Source organism: Halobacterium sp. NMX12-1 (assembly GCF_040435975.1).
GTDB classification, from domain to species: domain Archaea; phylum Halobacteriota; class Halobacteria; order Halobacteriales; family Halobacteriaceae; genus Halobacterium; species Halobacterium hubeiense.
Window position 1 is genome coordinate 826685 of record NZ_CP159204.1, and the last position, 14938, is coordinate 841622.

General features: G+C 54.0%; 11 protein-coding genes and 3 pseudogenes. 8 read left to right on the plus strand and 6 right to left on the minus strand.

The window, feature by feature from the left end; all coding sequences use genetic code 11:
* Positions 1 to 27: 27 nt before the first annotated feature.
* Both asnB and ABSL23_RS05860 read right to left on the minus strand, forming a co-directional pair.
* Positions 28 to 1857, minus strand: coding sequence for an asparagine synthase (glutamine-hydrolyzing) (gene asnB, locus ABSL23_RS05855; RefSeq protein ID WP_353635040.1), 1830 nt, complete (start codon positions 1855 to 1857; stop codon positions 28 to 30).
* 196 nt (positions 1858 to 2053) lie between these two features.
* A complete protein-coding gene (locus tag ABSL23_RS05860) occupies positions 2054 to 3265 on the minus strand; it encodes a glycosyltransferase family 39 protein (protein WP_353635041.1) in 1212 nt (403 codons plus the stop codon).
* A 234-nt stretch (positions 3266 to 3499) separates the two neighbouring features.
* Here ABSL23_RS05860 and ABSL23_RS05865 point away from each other — a divergent pair, with 234 nt between their 5' ends.
* Entirely contained in the window at positions 3500 to 4564 is a 1065-nt protein-coding gene (locus ABSL23_RS05865) for a glycosyltransferase (RefSeq protein ID WP_353635042.1), read from the plus strand.
* A gap of 70 nt (positions 4565 to 4634) precedes the next feature.
* On the opposite strand, the gene ABSL23_RS05870 is transcribed toward ABSL23_RS05865, so the two are convergent.
* On the minus strand, positions 4635 to 5468 hold the full coding sequence (locus tag ABSL23_RS05870) for a hypothetical protein (RefSeq protein WP_353635043.1): 834 nt from the start codon (positions 5466 to 5468) through the stop codon (positions 4635 to 4637).
* Between the two features lie 321 nt (positions 5469 to 5789).
* Here ABSL23_RS05870 and ABSL23_RS05875 point away from each other — a divergent pair, with 321 nt between their 5' ends.
* Together ABSL23_RS05875 and ABSL23_RS05880 are read left to right on the plus strand one after the other, a co-directional pair.
* Positions 5790 to 7001 carry a glycosyltransferase family 4 protein gene (locus ABSL23_RS05875; RefSeq protein WP_353635044.1) on the plus strand — a complete coding sequence of 404 codons (1212 nt, stop codon included), beginning with the start codon at positions 5790 to 5792 and terminating at the stop codon, positions 6999 to 7001.
* Positions 7002 to 7110: 109 nt separating this feature from the next.
* Positions 7111 to 7203, plus strand: a pseudogene (locus ABSL23_RS05880) (IS6 family transposase); the annotation flags it as partial.
* 174 nt (positions 7204 to 7377) lie between these two features.
* Here the strand turns inward: ABSL23_RS05880 and ABSL23_RS05885 are convergent.
* The gene (locus ABSL23_RS05885) at positions 7378 to 8547 is read right to left on the minus strand and encodes an ISH3-like element ISH27-3 family transposase (RefSeq protein ID WP_353633369.1); all 1170 of its coding nucleotides are present in this window, start codon (positions 8545 to 8547) and stop codon (positions 7378 to 7380) included.
* Here ABSL23_RS05885 and ABSL23_RS05890 point away from each other — a divergent pair.
* The 4 genes and pseudogenes from ABSL23_RS05890 (at position 8532) to ABSL23_RS05905 (ending at position 11765) form a co-directional block, all read left to right on the plus strand.
* Positions 8532 to 9143, plus strand: a complete 612-nt coding sequence (locus ABSL23_RS05890; protein WP_353635045.1) for an IS6 family transposase — start codon at positions 8532 to 8534, stop codon at positions 9141 to 9143. The genes ABSL23_RS05885 and ABSL23_RS05890 overlap by 16 nt on opposite strands.
* 62 nt (positions 9144 to 9205) lie before the next feature.
* Positions 9206 to 9304: pseudogene (locus tag ABSL23_RS05895) on the plus strand (IS6 family transposase); the annotation flags it as partial.
* A 51-nt stretch (positions 9305 to 9355) separates the two neighbouring features.
* Entirely contained in the window at positions 9356 to 10195 is an 840-nt protein-coding gene (locus ABSL23_RS05900; protein WP_353635046.1) for an FkbM family methyltransferase, read from the plus strand.
* A 64-nt stretch (positions 10196 to 10259) separates the two neighbouring features.
* The gene (locus ABSL23_RS05905) at positions 10260 to 11765 is read left to right on the plus strand and encodes a polysaccharide biosynthesis C-terminal domain-containing protein (RefSeq protein ID WP_353635047.1); all 1506 of its coding nucleotides are present in this window, start codon (positions 10260 to 10262) and stop codon (positions 11763 to 11765) included.
* A 12-nt stretch (positions 11766 to 11777) separates the two neighbouring features.
* Here ABSL23_RS05905 and aglF read toward each other — a convergent pair whose 3' ends face one another.
* A complete protein-coding gene (aglF, locus tag ABSL23_RS05910) occupies positions 11778 to 12506 on the minus strand; it encodes a UTP--glucose-1-phosphate uridylyltransferase AglF (RefSeq protein ID WP_353635048.1) in 729 nt (242 codons plus the stop codon).
* A 149-nt stretch (positions 12507 to 12655) separates the two neighbouring features.
* Here aglF and aglM point away from each other — a divergent pair, with 149 nt between their 5' ends.
* Positions 12656 to 13885 carry a UDP-glucose 6-dehydrogenase AglM gene (aglM, locus tag ABSL23_RS05915; RefSeq protein ID WP_353635049.1) on the plus strand — a complete coding sequence of 410 codons (1230 nt, stop codon included), beginning with the start codon at positions 12656 to 12658 and terminating at the stop codon, positions 13883 to 13885.
* Positions 13886 to 14063: 178 nt separating this feature from the next.
* Here the strand turns inward: aglM and ABSL23_RS05920 are convergent.
* Positions 14064 to 14909, minus strand: a pseudogene (locus tag ABSL23_RS05920) (cell division control protein Cdc6); the annotation flags it as partial.
* Between the last annotated feature and the right edge of the window lie 29 nt (positions 14910 to 14938).

The window sequence follows — 14938 nt, forward strand, 5'->3', positions numbered from 1 at the left end:
GACACGGACGATTCGAAAATCGACGGATCAGAGAATGCCTTCCTCGCCCATCCGGCTGTGCCATCGCAGGAACACGTATACTGCCCACAGGAAGTGAGCGTGGTCACGGGAGCCCTCAACGTGCTCTCGATAGAGCTCCCAGACGAAGTCGGTGTCAACCATCTCCGTCTCGGATTCGGATAGCGCTTCTGTGAACTCTGAGCTCAGTTCGTCTTTGAACCACTCCCCGATTGGGACCTCGAACCCCTGTTTGCCGCGCTGTAGAATCTTCTCGGGCAGTACGTCATCGAACGCCCGTTTCAGAACCAGTTTCTGTTCCGTCGGCGTGATCTTCTGCGAAGTTGGGAGCCCCATCGCAAACTCGAAGACGTCCGTATCGAGGAATGGAACGCGAACTTCCAGCGAATTCAGCATGCTCGCACGGTCGACTTTTGCGAGGATTCCATCCGGAAGTGCGAAGCGAGCATCGGCCATCTGCATCATGGCGAGGTCGTCCTGCCGGCCGTCGGGGAGCGAGGCTACTGCTTCATCTTGGGCGTCTGCAACCCGGTTGACGGCTTGGTCGTGAACGTCGACTTGTTTCACGGCCGGGGAACTCCGGGCCGTTGCTAGCGCCATCCACTGGTACTGGCGTTCTGCCGAATCAGGCTCACCACCCCGAACGAACTTCTGTGCCTGCCGGATTGCGTTACCGGCTTTCGTCCCGCGAGATGCCGGGAGACGGTTGACGGATGGTTCAATCACGTTCCGCCGAATTGCTCGGGGAATAACGCGATAGTACTTCGAGTAGTATTCGCCCCGATACTTGTTGTAGCCCGAGAACAGCTCGTCGGCACCATCACCAGAGAGTGCAACCGTCATCTCCTCGCGCGTCTTCTGAGAAACGATGTACGTGGGGAGAATCGAGGAATCCGCAAATGGTTCTCCGAGCGTTGGAACGACCTCGTCGATAACTTCTCGGACATCAGACGGCGACACTTTGTACTCGTGGTGGTCGGTATCGTGGTAGGATGCGACTTCTCTGGCAGCCCACGTCTCGTCGAACTGTGATTCGTGGAAGCCGACGCTGAACGTACTCACGGGGTCGTCGCGGACGTTCGCTAGGATTCCAGTGACAATACTGGAGTCGATGCCGCCGCTCAGGAACGCACCGAGCGGCACGTCTGCCTGGAGGCGTTCCTCGACAGCCTGCTCGACTCGAGTACGGAGATTTGATGCAGCGGTCTCCAAGTCTTGCTCGACCCTGTCGATGTCTGGTTGATAGAATCGCGATCGGTCTACTTCTCCGTTTGAGACGACCGCAAGTTCCCCGGGACGGAGTTTCGATACGTTCTGGAACGCCGATCTCGGCGCGGGAATGTACCCGAATGCGAAATACTCTGCAATCGCCGACTGGTCTAACCCACCGAAATCAAACTCCAGAGGGAACAGCGCGGAGAGCTCTGACGCGAACGCGACTCGACCACCGGGTTCGACACCGAGATACAGCGGCTTGATTCCCATCGGGTCACGGGCAAGGACGAGTCGTTCACGCGAGCCGTCCCACAACGCGAACGAGAACATTCCGTCAAGCTCCTCGACGAAGGCGTCTCCTCGTTCCTCGTAGAGGTGGACGAGCACCTCCGTATCTGTGTTAGTAGAAAAGGTGTGTCCCTGCTTCCGGAGATCCGCACGGAGGGATTCGTAGTTATAGATTTCACCGTTGAAGATGACGGCGATCGAGCCATCCTCGTTGAAGATGGGTTGTCGTCCGGAATCGATGCCAACGATGCTGAGTCGGCGATGCGCGAGGCCAACAGGGCCGTCCACGTACGTGCCGTCCTCGTCCGGCCCTCGGTGAACGAGACAGTCGTTCATTCGGTCCAGTGTTGCCGCATCGGGTGGGCTAGAGGTGGAGTGTAAACCGGCGATGCCACACATAATAGAGCTAATTTCTTTCAGAGGACATCACGTAATCAGCGTTTCGCTCGACGCACACTGGGTCACTAGTGAAGTCACTAAGCAATCTTGTGCAAATTTACTCAATCGGTTGTGGGATGAGCGAGCGTTATAATCAGTCAGACTGCGAGGGAGTTTGCGTTTCGGACGTCGAGAACGTATCTCTACCCCATTCGAACGGCCACACGAACCGTACGTGTTCCGAGATACCGATGCCGCCGAACAGGAAGATGACCCAGAGGAACATCTGTCGGTGCCGCATTCCAGTTCCGTAATTGACAGTACCGACACCGTACAAGACGACGGCGGCGGCTAGTCCGACGAGAAGACCGATTGTTGCATGTGCGTTCTTCCGGCCGAGCAATCGGACGCCCCACACCGCGGCAACCGTGAATGCAACGTTAATTACCCCCTCGATACTGACCAGTAAGTCCGGAATCGTCGCGATCATCCATGGGAACGGCGCGTAGAGGAAGTACGCTGCACCGACCCAACTGAAGGCTACGAGTTCGAGTATCGTCCGTGGGATAACCTCGGGCAAGTAGACAGCACGGCCCCCTGCACGTACTTCGCGGAGATATGCGAGGAACTTGACTCCATCCCGTACGACCGGTAGCGAACCAACAAACGCGACCGGGGAAAGGGAGAGTCCGATGCCAAGAGCGCGCTTGGAGATGTAACCCGATTGAACGGCATACACTGCGAGTGCGGCGACGATTGCTGCGGCATAGATGACGACGTTATCGTTGCGCAGTAACAACGAAACGTGCAGGGCGAGGCCAGCGAGCGCCCAGGAGAACCGCGACCTCCGCTTTGACGGAATCATCAAGAGCCGGGCTGCAGTCGTAATTCCGAACAGGACGAGTGCTTCGCGGAGCAATGTGCTCTGGACCGCAACGATACTGGGATAGATCGTCATCGGAAGCGAAGCAACGACGCCAGCGTGATGGGAGTGATAGTAGCGAGCAATGAGGTAGACATTATAGACGGCGAACGCACCGAGAAACGCGTTTCCGAGGCGTGCGTAGAAACCACTCGGTCCTGGTAGCAGCCAGAACGGTGCGAGGAACGTCCCCCAGAGCGTGTAGATGTCTACACCTCCTAGTGGGAAAAGCCACTGAGACAGGTCTACGGATCCAGATGTATACAGGTATGGTTGTCCTTCCCGGAGACCGCGGGCGATCGTCTCAGCGGTGTTTCCAAACCCGACTGCGTCGGCTGTTGAATCCGGATTTAGCGTCGTAAGCGTCGTCACTACCGCAGCGATGCCGCGAACGAAGATCGCGATAGCGAAGACCGGAAGCGCTTGGCGTGTTTTCTCCCTCATTGTTCACTTCTAGACCCTCGCATCATCTCCGAGGTCGTGTTGATACCATAGAGGCATAACTGGGAATACATAACAGACGCGGAATTACCCCGTCAAAATACGGACCACGCGTTTAAGGTTTTCCTAGTGAGCGAGTAGACATCTTGGGGAAACAGAGTGAATTTTCGACTCAAATGCAGCTAATGGCAGGTTCATGGGAAGGTGTTTTTGCTGTTGAGGGGAAATAATGCACCAATGGTCGAGCAGGAAAATGTTGTCTACATTATAAATTCTCTGGAGGTCGGCGGAGCCGAGGTCGGGATGTGTCGACTCCTAGATGGTCTTGATAGGAGTGAATACGAGGTGACTGTAGTTGTTCTCGATGGAAGGAGTACGGGAGTCGAAGATCAGATCCCTAACTGGGTTGACGTACTCCGACTCCGTCACTCGACTGGTAATCTGCTATCATCAGGGGGGAAGTTCGTCCGCGTCGTCCGCGACGCTGATGTCATCGTCGGGTCGCTTTTCCACTCTGCAATGACAGCGAAACTTGCAGGAGTCGTTAATCCCGGCGCAACAGTGGGAACATGGCGACACAGCTCGTCTTTCAAAACCCAAAAACGGAAGAGAATATTTAATCTGACGAGCAATCTTACGGACGTAGTTCTTGCAGATTCAGAGGCTGTTGCAGAGACGCTCGTAGAGGAAACGAGTATCGATAGTTCGCTTGTCCACACAGTTCCGATTGCAGGCATAAAGATGAGTGACTACCCAATCGTCACCCACGAAGCAACCGACACACCAGTTGTCGGGACCGTTGGACGACTTACCAAGCCAAAGAATCATTCCACAATTTTAGACGTCGCCGAACGACTTCAGGAAACCAATATCAGGTTCGAAATTGGCGGGGATGGAGAGTTACGCGACCAACTGGAGGAGGAGATTAAGCAACGGGAACTCGCGAACGTTACGCTACGGGGATTTGTTGAGGACGTTCCCGGATTTCTGTCTGAGTTAGATATTTACTTCCAGCCATCACATCACGAAGGACTCTGTATCACGGTTCTTGAAGCAATGGCAACAGGCCTTCCAGTCGTTGGTAGTGACGTAGGGGGGATGGGGGAAAACGTGAAACATAGGGAGAGCGGATTCCTATATGATTCTACGAATACAGATGCATTCACATCTGCAATTCAAGAGCTCGCCCAAGATAGATCGGCCCGAGTTAGACTGGGTAAAACAGGTCGAAGAACGGTAGAAGGGTCGTTTACGCAAGCTAACCTGGTTTCCGAGTTCGAGAAGGCTGTAGAGAAGAACTAGATCGCGAAAATAGCCTACTGATAGTTGAAGAGTAGACGCGCCAGGTTTCGATTAATCAACTATCATTAAGTCACTTATATCCAAGATTCTGCAATCGTTCGTCAACGAGTTCCGAATCAATGCTCTCCCTTGGTTCGTCAGTAGATTGTGCAGTTATTTCTCGACGGGATCCACTCTCGTATTCTAGCCAAGGAATACGAACTACGGGGTCGTCGTTCAATCCACGAGGATGCCCATACTCACGAATCGGAATCGGCGACGCACGTTCACCGACGTAATTTCCGTGATCGGCGGTAATAACCGTTTTTCCGGAAAGTTGTTCTAATAGGTGCTCAACGTGTTCAAGGACGTAGTCAAGGTTCTCTACGTACATCGTCCAGAGCTGTCCTTCCGAGATATCTAGATCGCCTAAGAATTTCTGATTCCAAAGATTCTCGTCTGAGGCAGATTCTCCGCTACTACCGATCTGTTGAAGGTGTTCCTTATCGAATTGGGTATCCGCGGGGACGAACGGATAGTGTGGTTGCATATAATGGATAACAAGTCGCTTGTGAGGGAACTGTTCGACTGCATCAAGTGCAGCGTCGGTCATTGCCTCAGCACGAACGGTCCCTGTCTCGCCGTCCCAGCTATCTTCGAGCCAAACGTTAACCGTTTCGTGGAGTGAAATATCCCACCTTTCACGATTTCGCTCGAGCTGTGGGTTTGCCGTAATGTAGACAGTGTCACGAAGATCTCGGCCGTCAAAGTTCGCTTGTAGCCACTCCGTCGTTGCGGATCCTTTTGATGTTCGCGAGGAAAGGGTTCCATCTAACTGATTAGTTTCCTCAAACATATCATATCTGCAAGCATCAAGTACGATGAGAGTATCCCAGTCTTCACCGAAGATATCTAAACCGTCCATATTTTCAGATCGCAAACTAGCCCAGGTATGATAAGCTCGATTTAACCCTCGAAAGAAAAGACGTGGGTTTCGGAGTGCTCGAATGAATCGGCCTGCAGTTCGCATATTGAGTAGAAGGAGTGTTGATTGTATATATGTTGAGATTCCGAATGCAATAGTTCTAGCGTCTGTACTCCCCACTTTTGTCAATTACTACCATCTCTTGTATTCACAACCTTCGGTAGAGAAAATATCCAGACTTACCAATCTAAACCGTTTCTTCAAGTGTTTTGAGGTGCAGAAGCGTAAAGCATTACCAGCGACTACTTGCATATCCTTCCAGTGAAAATTGGATTCATACATCCGAGTTGGCCTGGGGGAGAAGGAACAGGTGCAACCCATACCGCTAATCAGATTATAGAAGGATTAACCAATCAAGACCATGAGATAACTGTATATTGTGCTGAGCGCCCCCAGGTATCCAAACACCAAACATCAGATATTGATATCAAGTATCTTTCTGAGGGAGGAATCCCTCATACAAATATCGCACTTAATAAAGCGATACAAGGGCGTTTTGATGAATTTGATCAATACGATCTCGTCAGCAGTTATCTCACGTCGCTAATCCCAGCGATGGAGACGATTAGCGAGAAAACGTCAGCGTCCACCCTGGTCACACTAAACGCCTATGCTGGAGTTTGTCCGAAAAATGACTTGCAATATATGGACAACACGAGGTGCGACGACAACAGTCCAAGTCGATGTCTTCCCTGTATTGCCAAGACGAGCGGGGGAAGCCAAAAACACGGGAGAGCATACCGAATCGCAAGTAGATTAGGTAACTATAAGCTGATAAAAAGTATCGAACCAGAGAAGCTCAGTATCGATGGATTTCACGCGCTCTCTGAACACGTCAAGCAAACGTACTCGGAATTCGACTTCCCCAGTGAGCGGATAACAGTAATTCCAAACCCAATCGACGAATCGTTTGTCGTGCCTCACGAGAGCGGTTTTTCGGAACCATACAAACTCCTGTACGTTGGGTATTTAGAGGAACACAAAGGCGTAGAAATGCTGCCAAAGCTGATGGCGCGGCTTGACGAACGCGATCGTGAGTTCAGACTCACAATTGCTGGGGACGGAGGGTTACGATCAGAAGTAGAACAGTCCGTCCTGGAGCTTGATCTTGAGGATGCCGTTAACTTTCGTGGGCACGTCCCTTATGAGGAACTTCCGTCAGTATACGCTAACCACGACATCTTTGTGTATCCTGGACAGTGGGAAGAGCCATTCGGTCGGGTGTTTCTAGAAGCTATGGGAGCGAAAACACCGATTGTAGCGACGAATGTCGGAGCAGCTGGTAAAATTATTGGAGAGGCTGGTAGCGTAGTTGAGCCAACAGTCTCCGCATTATCTGAGGAGATTATCTCAATAGCTCAGCACCAGAGTTTATCCCAATTATCAATAAACGCACGAAAAGAACGCAAGCGGTATAATCCAACGCAGATTCAACAAGAGTTTGAAACACTTTACAAATCTCTCATCAAATAATCTCCATTATACGATAGTGGCACGGCCTAGTTGAATCAGTTTGGGGAGTGAGTAGATGGTCGTGTTTAGTTAAGACTGAAAAGTGAGGCGAGAGTGATTTCTGCTGTCTATGGCTGAGATCACTCGCCTCAGTGGCTGTAGCGACTGGATCGAGTTAGAGTTTGTGGAGCGAGAGCGGACACCGAGCGAGCTGATGAGCCTCAGTACCTCACAAAGCGTCCTCAGTTGAGTCAGTCTGAGGTCTGATTTCTGTTGCGGAGTGCAGTGACCGACCGCGATCTCCTCACAGATCGACGGGAAGCTGTCGCTGTCGGCGGCGCTTAGCCGCCGACGCGACAGCGTCGCCACTCAGTGCCGGGGCTGTCCCGGTCAGTGGTTAGCGGTGGAATCGGTCGTCAGGTGGTCGGTTCGCGGGGACGGCCCGACGCACCGCAAGGGCCGTCCACGCAGCCCGTCGAACCATATTCACGAACTCCTTGTACGGCCACCACCAGAGGCGACGCCCGCCTCGGCGCGGCGTCGCCACGTATTCGTAGTGGAGATACCGCCAAACATTCTGTAGCAGCAGACTCACTACGACGTACAGCAGTCTCACCGTCGCGTCTCGTGTCGTTGTCGTCGCTATCGCTTGCTCGGACAAGCGATAGCTCGATTCGATACCGAAGCGTTTGCTGTAGTGGTATCGCGCTTCGCGTGGCGTCTCGATGAACGGCGCGTCAGCGGCGTAGCCGTGACGCGCTACACCGTTCTCGTCATATCGTCCGTTCAGGTACGTACAGTCGATGTAGACGGGAAACTCGACGGTCCAGCTGTGACCGTCGAGTTTCCCTGTCAGGTTGTGTTGAATAATGCGACTCCATCCTTCCGAGAGTTCCTGCTGAATCGCCTCACCCCACTGAATGATTGGGACCACGTAGGCGTAGTTGTGCGCCTGAAGCAGCGTGAGACACTTGCTGTCGTAGAATCCGCGATCAAGGTAGACGGCCTTGACCTCGGTGTCAAGGCCGTCGAGTACACCAAGGAACTCAGCGAGGACGCTGCTGGCGGTGTCGCCGTCTTCGAGACGGCGCACCGCCAGCGTGTAGCGTTTGTTCTTCACACGCGCGTAGAGTGTGGCGTAGGCGTGGAACGAAGTGGTTCCACGCTTCGCTTCCGAGTGGTAGAGAGCGTCTGTGTCGTCTTCATCACCGTAGTAGGGTCGCAGGTGGAGGTCTGCGCAGACCTCCACCTGCTCGGGGAGCAGTTCGACGATGTCTCGTCGAAGAAGCGTGTTAGCGACTCGTTCGAGCCGTTCGGGCTCGAACTTCGTCCGTAGATGATAGAGAACTGTGTTCGCCGATGGCGAGTCTTCACTGGAGTTGCACAGCGTCGAGATCGAGGTCCCGTCGGCGGTCGCGCCGACGAGGACCTCGTAGATGTCCTCTGCACCGATTTCAGCGTTGTTGGCGAGATTCAGAGAAACTTCCTCGTCAAGGCAGTTGACGAGGAAGTTAAGGAGCTGGTCCTCGTGGATTTCATTGTCCGCTTGCTTTGCTTGCTTGGACACAACTCAGCAAGCGGACTCCTTCAACTTGCGAGCTTTGTGAGGTACTGAGCCTCGGTATTCGACTTCATTTGGCTGGTCTTTCACTTTCGAATACAGTAAAAGAACTTGAGAAGTTCGGTGTCCAACGCTCGCGGAAAGCGGTCCATGATTGGGTACAGAAAGCTGATCTACAGCCCGCCAGCAACGCTAGTCCGGATCAGATTGCGGTTGACGAAACGGTGATCCGCATCGACGGCCAGCAGTACTGGCTGTACGCTGCCATCAATCCAGCCTCGAACAGATTCCTGCATGTACGGCTGTTTCCGACGACAACAACAGCGTTGACTGAACGATTCCTGCAGGAATTACGCGAGAAACACGACGTCGAAGATGCCGTGTTTCTAGTTGATCACGCCCAGCACCTCAAAACAGCACTCCAGCGAGTCGGGCTTCGATTCCAGACCGTTCGTCATGGGAATCGGAATGCTGTCGAACGTGTTTTTCGAGAGATAAAACGACGGACTTCCTCGTTCAGTAATAGTTTCAGCCACGTCGAGCCAACAACAGCGGAATCGTGGTTGCAAGCCTTCGCCGTCTGGTGGAACTCGCTAAACTAAACACGATGGAGTAGATCGGGTTAATCGACCAAGGTACTCGCGGATTTTCTCAGCGAGAGCTCGCGAATTTAGAAGAATCGTGGAAGAATGAGCGAACGGCAACGCCCATCAAGGCTCACGCCGTCAGTCTCCACCAAATCGGTTGTTCGATCAGGGTAACAGCAACGACACCGCAACAGATATCCCGACGCTCCAGTAATTTGGACTCAATTGTGACTTCCCTCGTCGACCGAGGTATCTCCGTCTTTCGGGAAGATGGAGCGTTAATCTTGCTCAAGAAAACGCTACAGAAGGTTTACCGAGAGATCTACTGCAAATCGATGGCGGCACGAGGACACTACTCGCTAAAGCTTACCAACCGAACTGTTGAATTCTCTGCGGAAACCCCGACACTAGTGCGACGTAACCGACAACGATTCAAATCAGAGTCTAAAGAACTCCGTGACTTCCTCGGTGCAATTAAAGAGGACGACGTCGTTTACGATGTCGGCGCGAACACTGGTCTCTACTCACTGTTCGCCGCAAAGAAATGCCCACAAGGGACAGTGGTCGCGTTTGAACCGTACCCACCGAACATCAGAGTCCTCCAGCAGGATATTACACGTAACGGCCTAGACAACGTCACGGTCATCAAGTCCGCACTCTCCGACTCCGTCGGTGAAATCAAGTTCAGCCAACCAAACGATGACGACATCGGATACGGTTCCTCGTCAATCAACACCGGTGGAACCAGAGAAGAGATTACTGTTCCAACGACGACAGGTGATACACTAGTGGCCGACGACAAGATACCGCCCGCGAACGTAGTGAAGATCGACGTCGAAGGGGCGGAACCGCTCGTGTTAGACGGGTTAGAACAGGTTCTTTCTGCACCGAGTTGCCGGGTGGTCTACTGTGAAGTCCATTTACCCGGTGTATCGAAACGGCCCTCCATTCAAGACTTCGGAAGTTCCTTAGAGGAACTTGAATTTCGGCTAAAAGAATGGGGGTTCTCCGTACAACGCCTACAGACAAAGGGGGACTCAGAGATTACGCTTAAAGCAAAAAAGTAACTCGTGGAAGCACGCCTCGTAATAATCAGCCACACCTGTCCGCTCCAGCCCTGACACAATCTATATGAATCTCATTCGCGGATTCGTCTCGGTTCTTGGGTCAAAAATTGGCGTAATCTTCCTTGGAGTGATAATAACACCCCTCTTAGTGCGATTCCTCGGTAGTTCCCTATATGGAGACTATGCATTCCTTCTTTCTGTTCTTAGCGTCACGATGATCCTCGTAAACGCCGGAATTTTTGATGGGACACGAAAGTTTATCGCGGAGGACAGAGGCTATTCCGAATGGGTCGAACAAGTCTTCGGATTTTACTTGCGAGTCGCGTTCGTCTTAGCTACCCTTGCTGCAGCTATTTACGCCGCTTTCTCATGGTACGGATTCACGGAAAGAGTTCTCGGATCCGGCTTCGAGGTTTACTTCTACTTGCTCGGACTGCTAGTCGTGGCCCGACAGGCGAACTCCGTCGTCCGAGGCGGGCTAATGGGTCTCGGATTAGAGTCTAAGAGCGAACCACTCCTTGTTTTGAGGAAATTTCTCTTTGGAATCTCAACTCTTGCGCTTCTCTACTTAGGATACGACATCGTAGGCGTACTCGTGGGGCATATCTTCGCTACGCTAACAGTCATGACCCTCGGCTACGTCATCTTCTTCAGGTATGTCGACATCCGGTCCGTGTTTACCCCTATCCACGAGGGATTCCCGAAGCGGGAACTACTCTCGTTCAACAGTCTCAGCGTCGTCCTAATTCTATTGACCGCGTCACTTTACCACGTCGATGTTCTCCTACTGAGGCTGATAGCTGGAGACCAAGCGACAGGATACTATCGGGCGGCACTCGTGATCGCTGAGTTCCTTTGGTTTGTGCCGAATACCCTCCAGACCGTACTCCTGCATTCCTCGTCAGAGCTGTGGGCGGACGAGAAGACGGAACGAATTTCGACGCTAACTTCTCGAACGACTCGATACAACCTCTCACTCACACTGCTCCTGACGATAGGAATCGCGTCACTCGCAGTCGAATTCGTCCCGTTGTATTTCGGATCAGAGTTCCAGCCCACCGTTCTTCCACTGCTCCTCTTACTCCCCGGCGCAGTCGGATTTGCGCTCGCACGTCCGATCTTCGCAGTTGGGCAAGGGAAAGGCAGCCTCCGTCCGTTAATCGCAGCAACTGGAGCAGCTAGCATACTGAACCTAGTATTGAATCTACTCCTCATCCCCAAATATGGGATGGCAGGTGCAGCAGTAGCAACTAGTATCGGTTACGGCGTAATGATCTTCTTCCATATCTGGGCCGCACGTAGCGTCGGGTTTAATCCGATTTCTGACCTCCGGCTACCTAGAATTGCAGTGACTGCAGTCATCACCGCGGCAATCATTTTCCCAACAGCAACGGCAATTGGGTCCTCGATAGGTTCATTACTAATCGTTCCCCCGCTCGGATTCATCGTGTACTCGGCGTTGAGTATCAAACTCGGTGTCGTTCCACCAGAAGAAATACTCCCCCTCGTGAGCCAGCTACCGGAGCCGCTTGAGGGATATATTCGTACTGGAATCAAGGCAATCCAGTAAACGGGAGTCCACTCACGCCACGGCGTCTTCCGTTTCACCCAGCCGCTCCTCAGCTTCCTCCCGATCTTCGGGATACCCAACGTCGATGCGCCACCCTTCCAGCCCGATCGCATCAATCGTCCGTCCACTCTGAATCAACAAATCGATCGCCTCCGAGATCTCGTATTCGCCACGATTCGACGGCTGCACAAGATGGCAGGCGTGGAAGATGGCGGGGCTGAACGTGTAGAAGCCGGTCATCACTAGATTAGATGGCGGGTCGTCGGGCTTCTCCACGACATCCGTCACTTCGCCGTACTTGTTCGTGTCACACACCCCATACCGGCTCGCTTCATCCCAGCCGACTTCCTCAACGAGGAACGCCGCGTCAGCCCGATCCTCTTGCTGGCGACGAACCACGTCCTCAAGGTTCGCCTGAAAGATATTGTCGCCGAGCATCAGCATGAAGTCGTCGTCAATATGCGACTCGACTTGCAAGAGTGCGTGCGCCAGTCCATTCTGTTCGCGTTGGTGGGCGTACGTGATTGGAATGCCATCGAACTCGTCGCCGTAGTGCTCGATGATGTCCTGCTTCCGGTAGCCGACGACCACGACGAGTCCGTCAGCACCGAGTTCTGCGAGCTGCTCGAAGCAGTGCGTGAGAATCGGTTTCCCGTTGACTTCGACCATACCCTTGGGCTTGTCCTCAGTGAGTGGCCGGAGGCGCGTGCCCTCACCGGCGGCTAGCACGACCGCTTTCATATTGTCCGAAGGATAGCCGTACACGGTCATAGGTCTGTTGACTTGCTGAACCAAACCCTGAAGCGGCGTCCCACAAACCCATAGATAATCCAGTAAGTATCGTCGGCAGCGGCTACGTCGGCACGACCGTCGCCGCGTGTTTCGCCGACATGGGCCATGACGTCGTCAACGTCGACATCGACCAAGACATCGTCGACGCAATCAACGCCGGCAAAGCACCAATTCACGAACCTGGGCTCGACGACCTACTTGCAACCCATGGTGGCGACACACTCACGGCAACTACAGACTACGAGGATATTCTCGACACGGACATCACGTTCCTCGCGCTCCCAACGCCCTCTAGAGAGGACGGCAGCATCGACACGTCAATCATCGAAGCAGCCGCCGAAACGCTCGGTGACACCCTGCGTAAGAAGGATGGTGATCACGTTGTCGTCACGAAGAGTACGGTCATCCCGACGACGACCACGGAGACACTCGCGCCGATTCTCGCGGACGCTTCCGGCAAGCAGCTCGGCGCGGATCTCCACGTCGCGATGAACCCGGAGTTCCTCCGCGAGGGCACAGCCGTCGAGGACTTCCAAAACCCGGATAAGGTCGTCTTCGGCAGCGACAGCGAGACCGCTATTGACACCCTCCACGACATCTTCGAGCCCCTCATCGAGGCATCTAACGCAACTGTCGTTGAGACTGGTATTGAGGAAGCGGAAATGATCAAGTACGCCAATAATGCCTTCCTCGCGTCGAAAGTCAGCCTCATCAACGACATCGGAAACATCTGCAAGGAGTTCGGCGTCGACGCCTACGAAGTCGCCGACGCGATCGGGCTCGACGACCGTATTGGCGAGCGTTTCCTCCGTAGCGGCCTTGGCTGGGGCGGCAGCTGCTTCGGGAAAGACACGAACGCCATCATCAACGCGGCCAAAGAGACGGGCTACGAGCCGGCGATGCTCGAAGCCGCCGTTGAGGTCAACGACCGCCAGCCAGAGCGCCTCCTCTTGCTGCTTGACGACCACGTCAACGTCAAGAGCGAGCGCGTCGCCGTGCTTGGGCTTGCGTTCAAACCCGGCACCGACGACGTCCGGGACTCTAGGGCGATTCCCGTTATTAATGGCCTTCAAGAGCGTGGTGCAAACGTCGCTGCCTACGACCCAGTCGCCGCCGAGAACATGCGCACGCACTTCCCGGCTCTCGAGTATACGGACGCACCACAGGACGCACTTGCGGGCGCAAGCGCGTGCATCGTCTGTACCGACTGGGACGAGTTCGCTGTACTCGATGAGGAGTTCGACGCCATGGAATTGCCGGTCGTCGTCGACGGCCGACGCATTATCGAGCGCCGCGACGGACTCACGTACGAGGGACTCACTTGGTAACAAGGAGTCTCGAACGGCAGTTAGACATCCAACAATAATCAAAACACTCCCGCAGCGCGCCACAGGCGACCCCTAGCCACCATCTTCACTTGCAGTGGTGGTGTGTCCACCTGTCTCCTAGCCGAATACCCGGACAGCACGAACCCACGGCACTACAATGATATCCATCGCACAATCGCTACAGGACGCCGTTCCGAGACGCGAGTCCCTCTATCTTCTCGATTTCGGCGTCAAGCATGAGGACATCCGCCATGGCATCAACGGCACTTTCGAACGGGACGTCTAACTCATAGCTGTAGTAGTTGCCTCTGGAGCCGCTGCGGTTCTCGTATTTGGAGAGGATACCGAGCATGTGGAGATCGGAAAGGTGATTGTGGACAGAGCGCTGTTTGAGCGGGTCATCGGTGTTCGCGGCTGACTTGCACAGCGACGCGTACTCATCGTAGATGGCGCGCGTCCGACTAGGCGTGTCCGCTTTCGCAGCCTTCGAGACCACCGCCAGCAGTGTAAGCCGACCATGGGTTGTCAGCTCGCGCATGCCTTCTTCAACGCGTTCGCGTTCGAGTTCAGAGCGGGCGGCCTCGACGTGGTCCGTAGAGATTGTATCCGCGTCTTGATTTTCGGCGAGTTCACCGGCTAACCGAAGCAAGTCCAGTGCCTGGCGGGCGCTCCCACTGTCACGAGCGGCCAGCGCCGCACAGTGCTGGGTCACGCCCTCTGCCAGCGAGTCATCAGCAATTGCAATATCCGTCCGGGAGTCGAGGATATTCGCGAGTTCGAGCGCGTCATACGGCGGGAACTGGAGTTCGCGCTCGCAGAGCGTATCCTGAACGCGTGGGTCAAGCTGTTCTTGGAATTTATAATCGTTGCTGATGCCGATGATTCCGACTTTCGCATCCTCAAGATTTCCTTGAGAGCGGGCGCGCGGCAACTCGTAGAGGAGGTCGTCACGGTCGCCAATCGCATCGACCTCGTCAAGAACAATGAGAACAGTTCCGCCGAGGGCTTCGAGTTCTTGGTGAACCGCCTCGGGGTCAAGCCCGGAGGCTTCCC